The 17,192-nt window shown below is 42.5% G+C and carries 14 protein-coding genes; 12 read left to right on the top strand and 2 right to left on the bottom strand.

What is annotated here, in order from left to right; genetic code table 11:
* Positions 1 to 565: 565 nt before the first annotated feature.
* The 7 genes from galU to QNI08_RS00340 all read left to right on the top strand — a co-directional run bounded on the left by galU (position 566) and on the right by QNI08_RS00340 (position 7,613).
* Complete coding sequence (gene galU, locus QNI08_RS00370; RefSeq protein WP_285765457.1) at positions 566 to 1,447, top strand: UTP--glucose-1-phosphate uridylyltransferase GalU; 882 nt, start codon at positions 566 to 568, stop codon at positions 1,445 to 1,447.
* A gap of 195 nt (positions 1,448 to 1,642) precedes the next feature.
* On the top strand, positions 1,643 to 2,908 hold the full coding sequence (gene wecC / locus QNI08_RS00365) for a UDP-N-acetyl-D-mannosamine dehydrogenase (RefSeq protein WP_352231188.1): 1,266 nt from the start codon (positions 1,643 to 1,645) through the stop codon (positions 2,906 to 2,908).
* A gap of 51 nt (positions 2,909 to 2,959) precedes the next feature.
* Positions 2,960 to 3,940, top strand: a complete 981-nt coding sequence (locus QNI08_RS00360; RefSeq protein WP_285765456.1) for a glycosyltransferase family 2 protein — start codon at positions 2,960 to 2,962, stop codon at positions 3,938 to 3,940.
* A 137-nt stretch (positions 3,941 to 4,077) separates the two neighbouring features.
* Positions 4,078 to 5,487, top strand: a complete 1,410-nt coding sequence (locus QNI08_RS00355; protein ID WP_285765455.1) for an oligosaccharide flippase family protein — start codon at positions 4,078 to 4,080, stop codon at positions 5,485 to 5,487.
* 250 nt (positions 5,488 to 5,737) lie between these two features.
* The gene (gene wecB / locus QNI08_RS00350; protein ID WP_285765454.1) at positions 5,738 to 6,880 is read left to right on the top strand and encodes a non-hydrolyzing UDP-N-acetylglucosamine 2-epimerase; all 1,143 of its coding nucleotides are present in this window, start codon (positions 5,738 to 5,740) and stop codon (positions 6,878 to 6,880) included.
* Between the two features lie 119 nt (positions 6,881 to 6,999).
* Positions 7,000 to 7,131, top strand: a complete 132-nt coding sequence (locus QNI08_RS00345; RefSeq protein ID WP_285765453.1) for a hypothetical protein — start codon at positions 7,000 to 7,002, stop codon at positions 7,129 to 7,131.
* Entirely contained in the window at positions 7,128 to 7,613 is a 486-nt protein-coding gene (locus QNI08_RS00340; protein ID WP_285765452.1) for a VanZ family protein, read from the top strand. The genes QNI08_RS00345 and QNI08_RS00340 overlap by 4 nt, the downstream gene beginning before the upstream one ends.
* Positions 7,614 to 8,183: 570 nt before the next feature.
* Here QNI08_RS00340 and tagU read toward each other — a convergent pair.
* The gene (gene tagU, locus QNI08_RS00335; protein WP_285765451.1) at positions 8,184 to 9,113 is read right to left on the bottom strand and encodes a polyisoprenyl-teichoic acid--peptidoglycan teichoic acid transferase TagU; all 930 of its coding nucleotides are present in this window, start codon (positions 9,111 to 9,113) and stop codon (positions 8,184 to 8,186) included.
* A 604-nt stretch (positions 9,114 to 9,717) separates the two neighbouring features.
* On the opposite strand from tagU, the gene QNI08_RS00330 reads away from it, so the two are divergent.
* Together QNI08_RS00330 and QNI08_RS00325 are read left to right on the top strand one after the other, a co-directional pair.
* Positions 9,718 to 11,010, top strand: a complete 1,293-nt coding sequence (locus QNI08_RS00330) for a hypothetical protein (RefSeq protein ID WP_285765450.1) — start codon at positions 9,718 to 9,720, stop codon at positions 11,008 to 11,010.
* A gap of 282 nt (positions 11,011 to 11,292) precedes the next feature.
* On the top strand, positions 11,293 to 12,267 hold the full coding sequence (locus QNI08_RS00325) for a hypothetical protein (protein ID WP_285765449.1): 975 nt from the start codon (positions 11,293 to 11,295) through the stop codon (positions 12,265 to 12,267).
* Positions 12,268 to 12,529: 262 nt separating this feature from the next.
* On the opposite strand, the gene QNI08_RS00320 is transcribed toward QNI08_RS00325, so the two are convergent.
* Positions 12,530 to 13,801, bottom strand: a complete 1,272-nt coding sequence (locus QNI08_RS00320) for a replication-associated recombination protein A (protein ID WP_285765448.1) — start codon at positions 13,799 to 13,801, stop codon at positions 12,530 to 12,532.
* A 571-nt stretch (positions 13,802 to 14,372) separates the two neighbouring features.
* Here QNI08_RS00320 and cymR point away from each other — a divergent pair.
* The 3 genes from cymR to mnmA are packed head-to-tail and all read left to right on the top strand — an operon-like array spanning position 14,373 to position 17,144.
* Positions 14,373 to 14,792, top strand: a complete 420-nt coding sequence (gene cymR / locus QNI08_RS00315) for a cysteine metabolism transcriptional regulator CymR (RefSeq protein ID WP_057911634.1) — start codon at positions 14,373 to 14,375, stop codon at positions 14,790 to 14,792.
* Positions 14,793 to 14,852: 60 nt separating this feature from the next.
* Entirely contained in the window at positions 14,853 to 15,998 is a 1,146-nt protein-coding gene (locus QNI08_RS00310) for a cysteine desulfurase family protein (protein WP_285765447.1), read from the top strand.
* 30 nt (positions 15,999 to 16,028) lie between these two features.
* Positions 16,029 to 17,144, top strand: coding sequence for a tRNA 2-thiouridine(34) synthase MnmA (gene mnmA, locus QNI08_RS00305; protein WP_285765446.1), 1,116 nt, complete (start codon positions 16,029 to 16,031; stop codon positions 17,142 to 17,144).
* Positions 17,145 to 17,192 lie beyond the last annotated feature (48 nt).

The following is a 17,192-nucleotide window of genomic DNA, read 5'->3' as shown; positions in this document are numbered from 1 at the left end:
AGAAATTTTACAATTTCTCTATAAGGGCATGTACCTGCGGATTCTATGAAGGGATTGTAAAAAAAGATAGAACATAAAATGATTGCAGGCATTACAGATTCCCATTTATCCATATATATTTCACCATTAAAAGCGCTGCTGGCAGCAGCAGGGGAAAATCATGTGGGTACGATATCCACAAGTGGCCGAAGCTGAAGTTCGATATCCGTCAGTGACGGAAGTGTTTCAAAATCAAATCGGCGGGTTCAGGATTTGAGACGCATACCCCACTCTGTTTCGGGTTTAATGGGAAAGCCATATAAACATTCTTCCTGCGAATGGAGGCGAGCTTAATACATTACAGTCAAATATTGCTCATTACTTCACAAACAGAAGCTTAAAAAGAAGAAGTTTTTAGGTGTTTTTTAATCTGTCCAAATTTAAGGGGGTAGGAATGATTGGGCAATATGGCTGATTTTCCAATAAGTTTAACGGAAATTCGGACGTGAAACCTCAGAGTTCACCAGTTTTTTCATTTCCTGAAAACGAGAAATATATAAATGTCTGACAAGAAAGGGAGAACCATATGAAAAAGGTAAAAAAAGCAATCATCCCAGCGGCGGGGCTGGGAACAAGGTTTTTGCCTGCGACTAAAGCGATGCCGAAGGAAATGCTGCCGATCGTGGATAAGCCGACCATCCAATATATCATTGAGGAAGCGGTGGCTTCAGGCATTGAAGATATCATTATCGTCACCGGAAAAGGCAAGCGTGCGATCGAGGATCATTTCGATAATGCCTTCGAACTGGAACATAATTTAATGGAGAAAAACAAATTCGAATTATTGGAGAAGGTCCAGGCACCTTCCAAGGTGGACATTCATTACATCAGGCAAAAAGAACCAAAAGGTTTAGGACATGCAGTTTGGTGTGCCCGGAAATTCATTGGAAATGAACCCTTCGCCGTTTTACTGGGTGATGATATCGTCCAAGCGGAAACACCATGCTTGATGCAGCTAATCAACGAATACGATAAAACCTTATCGTCGATCATCGCGGTCCAAGCCGTACCTGCAGAAGAAACGCATCGTTACGGCATTGTCGAACCAGGCAAACAATATGGGCAGCGCTATGAAGTCAATAACTTCGTTGAAAAGCCGGCAAGAGGCTCAGCTCCGTCCAACCTGGCCATCATGGGCCGCTATATTTTCAATCCGGAAATATTCATGTTCTTGGAAAAACAAGAGCTGGGAGCAGGCGGGGAAATTCAACTCACGGATGCCATCCAAAAATTGAACGAAATTCAACGAGTCTTTGCCTACAACTTTGAAGGAAAACGCTATGATGTTGGCGAGAAAGTAGGCTTCATTCAGACGACGATCGAATTTGCATTGAAGGAAGACAATCTTAAGGATGATCTTTTAGTGTTTATCGAAAACCTCTTAGAAAGGCAAAAGGTAAACGAATAAACAGGGTAAGGGGGGAGCCGAATGGGAAGCTGAATACCTCCCGCAGCAGCGGCGGCCTCGGCCCAGCTAAGCCCAGGAATATCCCCCTTATGATAAGCAGCGAGTACTAGTTACTTGATATGAAAATAATCCTTAAAAAAGTGAAATGCCTGATGAATTCGGATGAGGCTTACTAAACAAATGGAGATGATTGATTTGAATGTAAAAGTTTGTATAGTTGGTTTGGGTTATATTGGCTTACCGACTGCGGCTGTTTTAGCGGAAAAAGGATTCCTGGTACATGGTGTAGATGTTAATGAAGAAGCCGTTCATTCAATTAACAATGGGGAGGTACATATTTATGAACCAGACCTGGACAAGGTTGTAAAAAAAGTGGTAACAGCAGGTAAATTGACGGCTGATATCGTGCCTATGAAGGCCGATATTTTTATTTTGGCTGTACCGACACCATTTAAAGAAAATCACAAACCGGACTTAGCGTACGTTGAATCAGCTACGAAGTCGATCATTCCCTATATTGAACCGGGGAATATAATCATCCTTGAATCCACTAGCCCGATCGGTACGACTGAAAAAATGGCAGAGTGGATATTACATGAACGAACAGATTTAAGCATGGACGAAAATAAGTCCAATCAGATTTTTGTATCGCATTGTCCAGAGCGTGTCTTGCCTGGGCAAATATTGAAGGAATTGATTGAAAATGATCGTACTGTCGGCGGCATCAATAAAACGTCCACACAAAAAACAGCAGAATTTTATGAATCATTCGTTGAGGGGAAGGTACTTCAGACCAATGCAAAGACCGCTGAATTGACCAAGCTAACGGAGAACACCTACAGAGATGTCAATATCGCTTTGGCAAATGAACTTTCCATGATTTGCGATGATCTAGAGATCGATGCTTGGGAATTGATAAAGCTGGCTAATCACCACCCCCGCGTGAATATATTACAACCGGGTCCTGGAGTCGGAGGGCATTGTATTGCGGTCGATCCATGGTTCATTGTGGATGCAGCGCCAAAGAGAGCTAATTTGATTCATACTGCCCGAAATGTGAATGATGCAAAACCTCAGTTCGTTTTACAAAAAGTGAAAGAAGCCATGAGGATGTTTGTCAATCCATCAATTGCATGTTTGGGGCTTTCATTTAAAGCGAATATTGATGACTTACGTGAGAGTCCGGCTGTAGAAATTGTCTCTAAATTGGCTTCCTTATCAAATCATTCGATATATGTTTCTGAGCCGCATATTACCCAATTACCGCTAAACCTGCAAAAATTAAATATTCAACTTGCTGGTACGGAAGATGCCCTTAAGTATGCCGATATCGTTTTATTGTTAGTTGAACATGATTATTTTAAATTAATTGATCCTATCAGTTTAGAAAATAAAATCGTAATTGATACAAAGGGAATCGTCCAAATGGATAGTAAACCTAAAGCAATAAAAAGTATTTAGTGAAAATGCAAAGTAAGAATTAAATCCAAAAGAAAAGGTGAATAGCACGTTATGGACCTTAGTTTCGTAGTGATTGGATATAACGAAGAGGAGAATATTGTAAGGACTTTAAATTCCATATATAACCTGGAATTGGAAAAAGAATCTTATGAAGTGATTTATATCGATTCAAATTCTAGCGATAAGACCATAGATTTAGTTAAACAATTTCCTTCGGTACAAATTCATTTAGTTACATCAAACAAGTATTCAGCAGCTTTATCAAGGAAGATAGGAAGTGACATTGCAAGTGGCAGGGTTATTTTCTTTTTAGACGGAGATATGGAAATAGATCCGCAATCAGATATAGAGTTCTGTATGAATGAGTTGGATAATCAACATGTTGGAGTGATTTCCGGAAGGCTTTATGAAATATGGTACAAGGATAAAAGAGTCTATAAAGAAACGAAGGATAGGTATCATGTGCAAGCTGAAAAAGAGAATCTAATTTCTCCAGGAGGTTTTTTCTTAATAACTAAAAACCTTTTAGAAAAGGTGGGGAATTTTAATATCGGATTAAAATGCAATGAAGAAATCGAGCTGTTTTCAAGAATAATGAATGAGAAGGTAAGCCTCTATCGTAGTAATAAACTTACTTGTGTCCATCATTATCATGTAGATAGCAATTCCAAAAGTTTCAATCAGAGATTAAAAGAAGGTTTCTATACCGATTTTTGGACATCATTACGTACCACAATCAGAAAAAAAACATTTAAAAACTATATTAACTTTCCAGGTAAGAAAAAAAACTTGATTGTTCTATTTATCAATTTGGCCATGTATGTAACGGTTATCTTGTCAATGATCGGTAATAAGATGCTGTTGCTGCTCCCGATCGCTTATTACTTGTTAATTTTAGCGAAAAAGAAATTTGATTATAAAGGTTTTATATTTCTTCAAAAATATAACTTTTATTTAGTTTTGGGCCTATTTGATTTTTTATTTTTAAACAGAGGGAAGGATGTCCAATACTCATCAGAAAAAATCAGATAGTAACGCAGCTTTTTTCCAATGTTTATGAACCGATTATCTAAATAAGTCTTGTTTGTTTATAACTTATTCAGCTGAATATTGACACCTATTAAATTGTATAGAACCGTTAATGGGGATAATGGATAGTGAGGGAGTATATGGATAAAAAATATAGGAATTTAGGTAAAAACTCGCTGATTTTTACCGTGGGAAATATTAGTTCTGCAGCTATTTCTTTTTTATTGATACCGTTATTTACCCATGTACTATCAACCGAAGAGTACGGTTTGATTGATTTTATAATTTTAACGATAACTGTACTTATTCCCTTGGTTAGTTTTAATATTGTTGAGGCAATAATAAGATTTGGCCTTGATGGCCATTACGATAATAAAAGGGTTTTTAGTACATCGATCGGGATTTTCCTGACGGTTTTCCTTTTATTGGCTATCATTGCGATAAGTATTACCAGTTTTTTCACTATACCATTCAATATCTATATGATTGTCATCATGTTATTTTTTGTCACTTTATATCGTATTATACATGAGTTTTCCAGAGCAAATGATCAACTAATGTTATATGCTTTTGCAGATGTTCTCTACTCGGTATTTTTTGCCGTTTTTAATATTATTCTGATCGCCTATTATGATTTTGGGATCAATGGCTATTTTATCTCGTATACCTCAGCCCATATATTATGTGCGGTTTTTTTATTGATTTTTGGGAAATTGTATAAACATTTTTCCTTTTCTTATATCGATTTTAAATACGTTAAAGAGTTCATCCGGTTTTGTTTACCCTTAATTCCAAGCTCTATTGCGTGGATGGCAACCAATATATCAAATAGGTATCTAATAACATATTTTTCAGGATTTTTATCATTAGGTGTTTATTCTGTCGCAAATAAATTCCCTATATTACTTAGTAATTTTTATAATATATTCGCGAAAGCTTGGCAAATATCATCAGTTCAAGAATTTAATAAAAAAGATACAGATATTTTTTACTCTAGAGTTTTTAATTCTTTAACCAGATTCATCTTCCTCATCATCATTGTCATCAATGCATTCATTAACATTATAGTCCACTTCTTTATTGGAAGTGAATACAAAGAAGTGATCTATTTTATCCCGGTATTATTACTTGGCTTTTCTTTTTATATATTTTCTAGTTTTTTGGGGACTATTTATACAGCTTCCAAGAAAACGAATGGAGCCTTAAAAACCATGCTTGTTTCAGCTCTAGTGAATTTAATAGCCAACCTGATATTGATCCCCATTTATGGGGCTATTGCTGTAACCGTAAGTACTCTTTTATCGTACTTTGTTTTATTTTTTTATAGGTTCAATGATACAAAGAAGGTCATTTATATCCGCATTGAAACGACAAGTTTTATAACCTCAATAATATTGGTTTTTGTCCAAATTTACTTAATATATAATATTGGGAATATCGGATATCTACTGTTGTTAAATAGTATTATTATGGTTTTATTCTTTATGGGAAATGTTGAAGAAATACGTACTATTTATAGAATGATTAAAGGAGTTAGAAAAAAAATTTAAAAGCATGTTAATTTTCATATCAACATTATCATTAATTTGTAGACTTCATACGTCAAATGTTTCGCATGTTTTGTTGCTATGTACGAAGTCATGCGGTGTGATTGATTTCTCATCCCAGAGGGTAGGAAGCTCATCTGTCTCGCAGGAGTCTCGCGATCTGCGCCCATCAACCTTACATTCTCTCGTTTCAAAAACCAAAAGCTTGTAATCAATGGGTGGATTTTATTTCAAAAAAATGAGGAGCATAAACATGGAAAATAAAATTAAAATAATGACGATTTTCGGGACAAGGCCTGAAGCCATTAAAATGGCTCCTCTCGTTTTGGAATTAAAAAAGCATTCCGATTCGATTGAATCCATCGTCACTGTTACCGCGCAGCACAGGGAAATGCTAGATCAGGTTTTGGAGGTATTCAATATAACCCCGGATCATGATTTGAATATCATGAAAGAACGTCAAACCTTGACAGGAATTACGATAGATGCTTTATCGGGCTTAGAAAAAATAATGAAAGAAGTGCAGCCAGACTTGGTTCTCGTTCACGGGGATACTTCAACCACCTTTGCTGCAAGTCTTGCCGCTTATTATAGCCAAATAGCAGTCGGGCATGTTGAAGCTGGTTTAAGGACATGGAATAAGCACTCCCCATTCCCGGAGGAAGTCAATAGGCAATTAACAGGCGTCATTGCGGATTTGCATTTTGCCCCGACAGTTCAAGCGAAAGAAAATCTTTTACTGGAAAATAAAAAACAAGAAGCGATCATGGTAACAGGCAATACAGCTATCGATGCTTTAAAAACGACTGTATCAGATTCATATACGCATGAACGGATTGAAGAAATCGGCCTGGATAAAATGATATTGCTGACTGCCCATAGACGGGAAAATCTTGGCGAACCGATGAGGAATATGTTCAAGGCGATCAAACGCCTCTTGGAAGAAAACCATAATGTTCAGGTCGTCTATCCTGTACATCGCAATCCTGCCGTAAGGGAAATGGCCAAAGCAGCATTGGGTAATCATAAAAGAATTCATCTCATCGAGCCGTTAGGTGTAATAGACTTCCATAACTTTGCTTCGCGTTCACATCTTATCTTGACCGACTCTGGGGGAGTTCAAGAAGAAGCTCCCTCATTGGGTGTTCCTGTGCTGGTGCTCCGGGATACAACAGAAAGGCCCGAAGGAGTGGAAGCAGGGACCTTAAAGCTAGTGGGCACTGATGAAGATAATATATTTCAGGCTGCACATGAGCTATTGAATGATAAAGAGAAGTATGATCAAATGGCTAAATCGGCCAATCCTTATGGAGATGGCAAAGCCTCCTATCGCATCGTTCAAGATATTCTGTATCGCTTTGGTAAAATCGATAAGACTCCAACAGAGTTCAAATGACTCTAAACCACTTCCGCTTGCCAATCTCCACCATATATGTAATTATCAAATAAATGAGCCAAAATCCTTAGAAAACAGCAGGATAGGGCGGCTTGAATTTATTGAATTGGGAGTTTACTATGGAATTTTTCAAGGTTTTAAAGGATACGCGTGCAAAAGGGGAGTTTGGAGAGGAAATGACTATAACAGAGCTGGTGGGCGAGCTTAATGACAAATTAAGCAAAATCATCGAGGAGTCTGATGGTGTATGAATCCCAAATACATATTCCCCATTTTGCTCGTTTTTTGGGCGATGGTGATTTTCTTTTTTTCCTCGCAGACGTATGAAGAGCAGAGCATTACGCCTTTTTTGGCGCAATTCAATACCCCTTATTGGTATGACCGGTTGGAGGGCATTTCCTTCATGTATGGCGGGGTTGGGGTGAGTGCCCGTACGGCTGGGGTTAATGGGTTTCTGGAGTTTTTCATTCGGAAGGGGGCCCATCTTTTTATCTTTTTCGTGTTTGGGTTTTTGACGTTGGGCGTTTGGTGCCGTTTTGTCAGGAATCAGGTTCTGACGTTTGCGGGCGCTTTGGTTTGTGTCCTGTTTTATGCGAGTGCCGATGAGCTGCATCAAATGGTTACGGGCGGCCGGACTCCGTTGTTGCAGGATGTGATGCTTGATACGTGTGGCGGCTTGTTAGGCATTTGTTGCTTTCTTATATTCAATCGTTGGAGAAAGCGTAGAACTTGATGAATTCTGTCTGAAACCGATCCATACAGGGAAGGAGCATGTCCAACAACATGCTTCTTTTTTTGTCTTGTCACTGAAGATGGCGAATGGCGTTAGCGATGGGAATGGGATTCCTCTCCTTTTTCGGACACGAGGGCACTCAGATTGAAAAAAGAGAGGGGATGTCTATGGGGAATGATGGGAGTTCATTCCTCATGAGACATATTTCATTCTCGAGCGATCACTGATGGCTTTCAGAATGAACATTTTGTCCTGTTTGCTTAGCATAGCCCAGCTGCCTGCTTTGATTTTCATACGATACACTCCTTTTGTTTAGGGTCATTTAGTATAGGCAATGAGTGGCGGTTGATGGGTTCCGGGACCAGAGATTAATAGAGTCATTTGGTGAAAGGGGCAAGGGGAAATTGATATGTTTATCGGCTCATACTAGATTATACCGTCTTTTACCGTCTAATAAACAACAAAAATTCCAACAAATCTCTACAAGTAGCGTCCATTTTTTGTCAGAATATTGGACGGATAAAAAGAAAAAGCTGTCAGAATGCGGGTTCTGGCAGCTCTTTTTTTTGCTTATTTAATGGCCAATTGTTCCTTTAATTCGGATTGGACCATTTCTTTTTCTTCATCGGAGACGATATTATAGTAGATTCCGTCGATTTTCTTTCCATCGCCAGGTATGGTTGACTGGGTGATGCTTTTACTTGCATCCCGGTAGTTTTTCTGGATATCCATCATGTCATCAAACGTCAAATTCGTCTGGATGTTTTTGCTTAGGGCATCGAAGACATCATCATATTTCGTCAAAGATGAGACGCTTGCCCCTTCTTTAATGACGGCTTCGATGATGGCGCGCTGCCTTGATTGGCGGCCATAGTCACCGTTTGGATCATCATATCTCATACGGGAATATTTAAGGGCATCTTCGCCATTAAGGTTGATGCTTCCCTTCGCGAAGTGGACACCATCGTATGTGAAGTCCAAATCGTTTTGTACCGTTACGCCGCCGACGGCATCAACGATATCCTTGAAGCCTTCCATATTGATCTTCATGTAGTAGTCAATCGGGATATCGAGGAAGTTCTCGACGGTATCCATGGACATTTTTGCACCGCCGAAAGCAAACGCGTGATTGATTTTATCCTGTGTGCCATGGCCGACGATCTCGGTCCGTGTATCACGTGGTATGCTGAGCATTTTAACGGATTTCTTCTGCGGATTGACGGTCAAAACGATCATCGTATCCGAGCGGCCTTTGTCGCCATCACGTTCATCGACCCCAAGCATGAGCAGCGAGAAGGGCTCCCGGTCGGATAGGGCAAGGTCCTCCGTTCGTTTGTCTGTAGTACGGTCTATGGGCGTATGCATCGAATCAACGGTTTTCGTTAGGGAATTCCAGACGGAGTAGGCAAAAGCGCCTCCTGCTAATATGAAAAGTAGGACAATTATCCCGACTACCTTCAGCCAAGTCCGTTTCTTTTTTTTCTTTTTTTCGTGTCTCATAGATTACTTCCTTCCTCTTTTTGTTGCCACATTCTCTATTATATTTAATTTTTCGCGAAAATAATAGTATATTTTACTATTTTATCATAGTATTTACATATTTTGGTGTATTGGTGTTCTATATAACTAGAACAGCAGTGAAGGGGTTGGAAACGTGAAATCGTTTAAAGGTTTAGTCCAAAAGGAGTGGTTGATCGGAAAAACGGCGCTGCTTTGGTTATGGGTTATCAGGCTGGCTTAGTCTGCCTTGCTTTTTTTGCGGCTAAGTCGCTGGTCTTTATTATCTTTGTATGTGGGTAAACATGCTGGTGCAGCCGATTTTCATGTTCTCTGTCATTCTTGGCCGTTTACATTCGGGAAGGGAAGAGGCTGCTATGGATTCATCATCCGCAATCTGCAGCCATGCTGTTGGGCAGTAAGATTTCAATCTGCATGGTTCTTCAAGTGATCTCGATTTTCTTTTCTGTTGATTTAGACAAGCAAATGGTGATCATTGCATGGTAAAAAGAAAATCACAGGTAAATGGGCATGGAAAATATATAGTATAATATAACTGGTTATATTATACTATATTTAAAAAATGAAGGGGTAAGAGACTGTGCGAATGAGAGAGTTGAGTAAGCGTGTAATGGGATTGGGGGCATTCCTTCTTCTCCTGATGTTTGGTGTGTGCGCAGAGGCTGAAGCCTCGACAATGGCAGCAAACATTAAAGTCAATGCAGTCAACAAAGGGGCATTAGCCAGCACCAAGGACAAGAAAGTGTATAGAGTTGTCATACCGGAGGCTGGGGTCGTGACGCTATCAATCAAGCGTAATGCCAAGGCTTCGTGGGAAGGCACCATTCAGAACAATAAAGGATTCAACTATACATACATCTATACAAGCAGTCAAACCGGCGGTCCGGACTTCGAGGAAGTGCAAGTAGGGCTTCCAAAGGGGACATATACTATCACGATTAGTGATGACGGGGCAGCTTCCAAGGTTCCTTTTCAATTTTCGGTAAAGCACACGAAGGATGACCATTTTGAAAAAGAGGCGAACGATACGGCAGCGGCAGCGAATGGTATTCGTCTGAATGAGACATACAAAGGGGTGATCAGTACCTCCGATGATCATGATGCATTCCAATTCACCGTTCCGCAAAATGGCAAGGTGATGCTGTCGATTAAACAAAGGCTTGAAACGAATTGGCACGGAAGGATTCAAGATCGTTCTGGCAAAAAGTATGGTGAGCTATATACAAGCGAAAAGTCAGTGATCACAACCGACTTGAAAAAAGGCAGCTATTATTTGATCATGGAAAACGCAGAAGATTCGATTGATGTCCCTTATAGTTTCACCATTTCGGATACCTCGCCTTCATTGAGGGCAGCAAGAATCGTGGTGTCCAATGAAACGGGAAAGACGGATGTTATCAAGCTGTGCGATTTGAAGAAAGGGACCATCATTAAGGTGTATGACGCAATGAGCAGAGGGAAAATGCTGGCGAGTGGGACGGCAACGGGAGCGTCAATGAATCTGAAGGTGAAGCAGCTCGGTAAGAAAGCGGGGAGTATCTACGTTTCGGCAACACAGCTGCCATTGAGGGAAAGCGGCCTTGTCGCTCGATCTTATCAAGGTGAAATCTCGCCTTCCTTGAAGAAGAGCCAAGTGAAGGTGGCGAACAATAAAGGAAAAGCCGACCTCGTTAAAGTGAGCGGCCTGACCAAGCATGATGTCATCAAGGTATACAGCGTCAAAGGAGCCGTTTTGGCAAAGACGACCTCCAAAGGGAAACGGGCGAACGTATCGATTAAGCAGCTTGGTACAAAAGCAGGCAAGGTGATTATGACGGTGACGAAGAATGGGCAAAGAGAAAGCGCACGTCTGACGATTTCGTTCAGTAAGGAAAAATGATTGTGATAGCTCCGGGGTGTTTTCGCCTGGTGTGGAGAAAATAAATGATGCATGTCAGTACAGCGGACTCCGGGTGAAAAAGCCCGGAGTTTTTCTGTAAAAAGAAGGGCGATTTCTTGAAATATGAATAGACTGGAAAAAGTGATGCTTCACATTTGTCTGGGCGTTCGACGATTTCCTGCAAAATGGGTGATTGGAAGAGTCCGTAATAGAAGCAAGGCGCATATATATGCAGTACGGATATCACTAAAGTATAAATAACTATTGGAGGCTAAAGGAAAAATGGCAGAGACTGTTAGTTTACCGTACCTTGAAGCTTTAAAGGGAAAATTTGTGAGGGTATATAAAGGCGGCCCTGAATCCAGGGAAGGAAGGCTCATTGAAGTTCGCAGCGATTATATCGTCCTGCAAACGGAAGAAAATCAAATTGTCTATTACCCGATCGAGCATTTGAAAATCGTGGTCGAAAATGCGAGAAAGGTGCTTGACTTATGTCCAATCAACGATAAAGAAATTGTATATCCTGGAACTTTCTTAGGGGCTCTTGAAGCATTACAGGATAGCTGCATCCAAGTGAATGGCGGCGGTCCGGCTTCAAAAATTGGCCGGGTTATCGATGTGAAAGATGAATTCCTGGTTCTATCCACCGAGAAAGAAGGATTGGTTTTATTCTCGATTTCCCATATCAAAAGTGTAACGGTCGTGGAATTTGCGTGCCGTGAGTTACCACCTCAAGACATATATGACGGTATCGATACACTGAACGGCATTCTTTCAAGATTGATCCACAACTGGGTATCCGTTAGTGCAGGCGGCCCTGAGAGGGTTGAAGGAATCCTGATTGAAGTGGCTGAAACGTACATCGTTGTTGTGCATAATGAAGAATTATTTTATGTAACAACGGAACATATCCAATTCCTCGTTTTATCGGTCTGGATAGAAGATAATTGTTGTGAAAGCTCAAGCAGCTCATCTTGTGAAAGCTCATCAAGCAGCTCATCATGCGAAAGCTCATCAAGCAGTTCATCGTGTGAAAGCTCATCAAGCAGTTCATCATGCGAAAGCTCATCAAGCAGTTCATCATGTGAAAGCTCATCAAGCAGTTCATCATGTGAAAGCTCAGCGATAGTAGAGAGTTCATCAAGCAGTTCATCCGAGGAAAGCTCAGGCAGAGGACAGGGACGGCCCCGCACAAATACGTTCAAGCAATTATGGCTTGAGAATTTGATCAAAGCAGCGTCTCAAAACACGAAGTAAAAGGAAAGACCAAACAGGCACAGCAACCAAATGGAGTTGTTGTGCCTTTTTATGGAATCTGGACAAGCTCTTTTTTTGTTTGTGCTAAATGCGTCGTAGCGCCAGACCCCAGTCATTAAGTGGCGTTAAAACCAACTATGCTGTCTTTAACATGCATGAAGGAATAGTTAACGAAGAACACCTCTCCATGTCGTTTGGGAAGCGGCATTCTTTCGTTCACTTTCGGCGATGTAGAAACTCCAGATCTAACAGCGATCCGGAGTCATTTCTTTTTCTCGATATTTTCATAGACCGATGCAAGGGCTTGTTCGAATTTCCCGCTCTTTTTCGGTTTGTAATATTTTTTGCTGCGCAGTTTATTCGGTAAATATTGCTGCTTGACCCAGCCACTTTCGTAGTCATGCGGATAAAGGTAGCCGATTCCGCGTCCGAGTTCCGCGGCCCCTTTGTAATGGGCATCCTTGAGGTGATCTGGGACATCTCCGCTATGGCCGCTGCGAATGTCGGAAAGAGCCGCATCGATTGCGGTAATGGCTGTGTTCGATTTAGGCGATAGGCAAAGCTCGATCACGGAGTTGGCAAGCGGAATCCGGGCTTCAGGAAATCCGAGCCGTTCAGCAGCTTCGACTGCAGCGAGTGCCCTGGGACCAGCCTGCGGATTGGATAGGCCAATGTCTTCGTAAGCAATGACAACCATGCGGCGGGCAATGCTGACAAGATCGCCGGCCTCGACCAAGCGTCCCAAATAATGAAGCGCCGCATTCACATCACTGCCGCGGATCGATTTTTGGAAAGCTGACAGGACATCATAATGGGCATCTCCATCCTTATCATGTGAGAAGCTCTTTTTCTGCATGCACTCCTCGGCAATGGGCAAATCTATCTTGATCGTACCGGATTCATCAGGCTCGGTGGAAATGACCGCAAGCTCCAGAGCATTTAGCGCGCTGCGGACATCTCCGTTCGAAGCCGTCGCGAAATGGGTGAGCGCTTCAAGGCCGACCTCCGTTTTATATGCGCCAAGCCCCCGCTCCTCATCATGAAGTGCACGCTCCAGGGCTTTGATTAAATCAACGGTTTCCAATGATTTTAGCTCGAAAATCTGACACCGGCTTCGAATCGCGGGATTGATGGCATGGTAGGGATTGCTTGTCGTTGCACCGATCAAGGTGATCATGCCGTTTTCCAAATAAGGCAAAAGGAAATCCTGTTTCGCCTTATCGAGCCGATGAACCTCATCCAGCAGCAGGATCACCTTGCCGGACATCTTGGCCTCTGCGGCGACGATTTCCATATCTTTTTTGTTATTGGTCACCGCATTGAGAGTCCGGAATGCAAATTTCGTACTCCCGGCAATCGCGCTGGCAATCGATGTCTTGCCGATGCCTGGCGGACCATACAGAATCATCGACGAAAGCTGCTTGGCTTTAACCATTCTTGCGATTATTTTCCCTTCGCCAACCAGATGCTCCTGCCCGATGATTTCATCAATCGATCGAGGCCGCATCCTGTAAGCCAATGGTTTAATATTCATTGCGCACCTCTCCTTTTTATATAACGTATCACAAGTTAAGGGTGAAATGCGCTGATTATGCTATCTCTGCTGGCAAAATCCTAGTAACCGGCGCATTAAAGCCGATAGTCCGCCCTTTAAGGAGGCTAATTCATCTTAAGGGGAGAGCATTCGTCCTTTATGGCTCATCATCCGGCCCTTTCCCTATTCGATTCGGACTAGCCTACCATCAGAGAATTTACTAGATACACTCTGTCTTTTGTAGAGGTGAAAATGTTTGTTGCGCTTGATGGAGCGTGCAGCCGGAAGGAGTTTCGATATGTGCGAGTGGTAATGGAAGGTTTTGCGAGGTTTACATAATCTTTGAGGAAATATATCAATCAAAATCTTTCTTCCGCTTATTTCGTTCGTCCGGACTAGAGGGTGAATAATTCGTCCCGAAAATCGGACAATCCGACCGTGCCAAATAAATTCCTACCTCTCCAATTAGGATAATTTGTAAAATTGGTGGTGGGTGAATGCATTTCTGATGGGAATATGCTATAATTTCATAAGATTTTAGAAACGGATAAATAATTCGAGGTGTATATGTATGAAGATATCTACGAAAGGCCGTTATGGTTTAACGATCATGATCGAGCTTGCTAAACATTATGGAGAAGGCCCGAAGAGTTTGAAATCGATTGCGCAGACGCATAATTTGTCCGAGCATTACTTGGAGCAGCTGATTGCGCCTCTTCGAAATGCAGGATTGGTGAAGAGTGTCCGTGGTGCGTATGGCGGGTATGTGCTGTCCAAGGATCCTCAGGAGATTACTTCGGGTGATGTCATTCGCGTATTGGAAGGGCCGATCACCCCGGTTGAGGGGATCGAGGAGGAAGAGCCGGTTAAGCGCCAGCTTTGGATTCGCATCAGGGATGCCGTGAAGGATGTATTGGATAATACGACGCTGATGGATTTGGCGAATTACAAGGATACGGGTGAAATCGATTCTTATATGTACTATATTTAAGTGATCAGCAATGCGCCTATTTTGTAGGCGCTTGCGTTTTTTAATGGAGGCGACAAAAAAGTGGAGAGAATATATTTAGATCATGCGGCGACTTCACCGATGCATCCACATGTTATCGATAGGATGATGACCGTCATGAGCCATGACTTCGGCAATCCTTCGAGCATCCATGCTTTCGGTCGGGAGGCGCGTCATGTTTTGGATGAGGCCCGTTCAAGCATTGCCAAAAGCATTGGTGCCGGACGGAATGAAATCATTTTCACGAGTGGTGGAACAGAGGCTGATAATACGGCGATCCTTGGGGTTGCCAATGCCTATAATGGAAAAGGAAAACACATCATCACGACCGAGATTGAGCATCATGCGGTTTTGCATACTTGCCAATTTCTTGAGAAGTCTGGCTTTGAACTCACTTATTTGCCTGTGAATGAAGCGGGGCTTATTTCACTTTCCGACGTGGAGGCCGCTTTGCGCGATGATACGATTTTGGTTTCGGTCATGTATGGGAATAATGAGGTCGGGACGGTCCAGCCGATTGCCGAAATCGGTCGGCTGCTTAAAGACCATCCGGCCATTTTTCATACCGATGCGGTTCAAGCCTATGGTTTGATTCCTATCGACGTGCGCGAATTGGGCGTGGATTTGCTGAGTGTATCGGCTCATAAAATCAACGGCCCGAAGGGAATCGGCTTTCTATATATTCGTGAGGGGTTGAAGCTGAGTCCGCATCTTTATGGCGGGGAGCAAGAGCGCAAACGCCGGGCGGGCACGGAAAGTGTGCCGGCCATTGCTGGCTTTTCGGAAGCTGTATCAATCGCTCAACATACGATGGTAAGTAAATCCGCAGAATACAAGCGCTTCAAAGACGTATTGCTTGCCGTCTTCGATGGGGCGGATGTACAATATGAAATTAACGGATCTATCGAACAGTCGCTCCCTCATGTGCTGAATGTAAGTTTTCCGGGTACGAATGTGGAATCGATGCTCGTCAATCTGGACTTGGCAGGTGTGGCGGTGTCAAGCGGCTCCGCTTGTACCGCAGGATCGATCGAACCTTCGCATGTGCTTGTCGCCATGTTTGGCAAGGATTCGGAGCGGACGAAGAATTCGATCCGTTTCAGCTTCGGTTTGCATAACACGGAACACGTTGTCAGGCAGGCGGCTGAAACGACCGTGACAATCATTAACAGATTAGTGGGAAGGTAGTCCTTCCTTTAAAATAAAAGAGGTGACAGGATGAATAAAGCACCGCAGGATACCCGCGTCGTCGTGGGTATGTCAGGAGGCGTTGATTCCTCTGTGTCAGCCCTGCTCTTGAAGAATCAAGGCTATGATGTGGTCGGGATCTTCATGAAAAACTGGGATGACACGGATGAAAACGGGGTTTGTACGGCGACGGAGGATTACAATGATGTGATTGCCGTATGCAATCAAATCGGTATCCCCTATTATGCAGTGAATTTCGAAAAGCAATATTGGGACAAGGTATTCACATATTTCTTGGATGAGTATAAAGCGGGCCGTACCCCCAATCCGGATGTTATGTGCAATAAGGAAATCAAGTTCAAGGCATTTCTTGAGCATGCGGTAAGCCTTGGTGCGGATTATGTGGCCACAGGGCATTACGCGCAGGTCGAATACCGGGATGGCGAATACAAAATGCTTCGCGGTGTCGATAATAATAAAGATCAAACGTATTTCTTGAACCAGCTTACACAAGAACAATTGCAAAAAGTCATGTTCCCGCTCGGGCACATCGATAAAAAGGAAGTCCGTGAATTGGCGAAAGAAGCCGGGCTTGCCACCGCAACGAAAAAGGATTCGACGGGCATTTGTTTCATTGGGGAACGCAATTTCAAGGAGTTCTTGGGCAATTACCTTCCAGCGCAACCAGGTGATATGGTCACAATGGACGGCAAGGTCATGGGCAAGCATGATGGATTGATGTATTACACGATCGGTCAGCGTCACGGCCTTGGGATCGGCGGCAGCGGCGATCCTTGGTTTGTTGCGGGAAAAGACTTAAAGCACAACGTTTTATACGTGTGTCAAGGCTTTGATAATGATGTGCTGTATTCCAATTCGCTTCTTGCCGTTAATGTCAGCTGGGTCGCACAGCATATGCCGGCAAGGGAATTTAGCTGTACGGCAAAATTCAGGTACCGTCAAGAAGATAGCGGCGTTAAAGTGAAGGTCTTGGAAAATGGCGATGTCGAGGTCATCTTTGACGAGGCCGTCCGTGCCATCACACCTGGCCAAGCGGTCGTTTTCTATGATGGCGAAGTGTGCCTTGGCGGCGGTACGATCGATGAAGTATTTAAAAAAGGTGAAAAACTGACTTATGTAGGGTAAAATAAGCAAGTCCCCAGCTGTGTTTGCGGTTGGGGACTTCTTTGGATT

This window comes from Peribacillus folii (assembly GCF_030271255.1).
Classification (GTDB): domain Bacteria; phylum Bacillota; class Bacilli; order Bacillales; family DSM-1321; genus Peribacillus.
This window is presented reverse-complemented; position numbering and strand designations above follow the sequence as displayed.

Coding starts and splice junctions, on each gene's coding strand:
- tagU (WP_285765451.1), bottom strand. CDS start 9,113: ATGAGACACGAAAAAAAGAAAAAAAAGAAACGGACTTGGCTGAAGGTA.
- QNI08_RS00345 (WP_285765453.1), top strand. CDS start 7,000: ATGGAATTTTTCAAGGTTTTAAAGGATACGCGTGCAAAAGGGGAGTTT.
- galU (WP_285765457.1), top strand. CDS start 566: ATGAAAAAGGTAAAAAAAGCAATCATCCCAGCGGCGGGGCTGGGAACA.
- mnmA (WP_285765446.1), top strand. CDS start 16,029: ATGAATAAAGCACCGCAGGATACCCGCGTCGTCGTGGGTATGTCAGGA.
- cymR (WP_057911634.1), top strand. CDS start 14,373: ATGAAGATATCTACGAAAGGCCGTTATGGTTTAACGATCATGATCGAG.
- QNI08_RS00320 (WP_285765448.1), bottom strand. CDS start 13,801: ATGAATATTAAACCATTGGCTTACAGGATGCGGCCTCGATCGATTGAT.
- QNI08_RS00325 (WP_285765449.1), top strand. CDS start 11,293: ATGGCAGAGACTGTTAGTTTACCGTACCTTGAAGCTTTAAAGGGAAAA.
- QNI08_RS00360 (WP_285765456.1), top strand. CDS start 2,960: ATGGACCTTAGTTTCGTAGTGATTGGATATAACGAAGAGGAGAATATT.
- QNI08_RS00355 (WP_285765455.1), top strand. CDS start 4,078: ATGGATAAAAAATATAGGAATTTAGGTAAAAACTCGCTGATTTTTACC.
- wecB (WP_285765454.1), top strand. CDS start 5,738: ATGGAAAATAAAATTAAAATAATGACGATTTTCGGGACAAGGCCTGAA.
- QNI08_RS00340 (WP_285765452.1), top strand. CDS start 7,128: ATGAATCCCAAATACATATTCCCCATTTTGCTCGTTTTTTGGGCGATG.
- QNI08_RS00330 (WP_285765450.1), top strand. CDS start 9,718: ATGAGAGAGTTGAGTAAGCGTGTAATGGGATTGGGGGCATTCCTTCTT.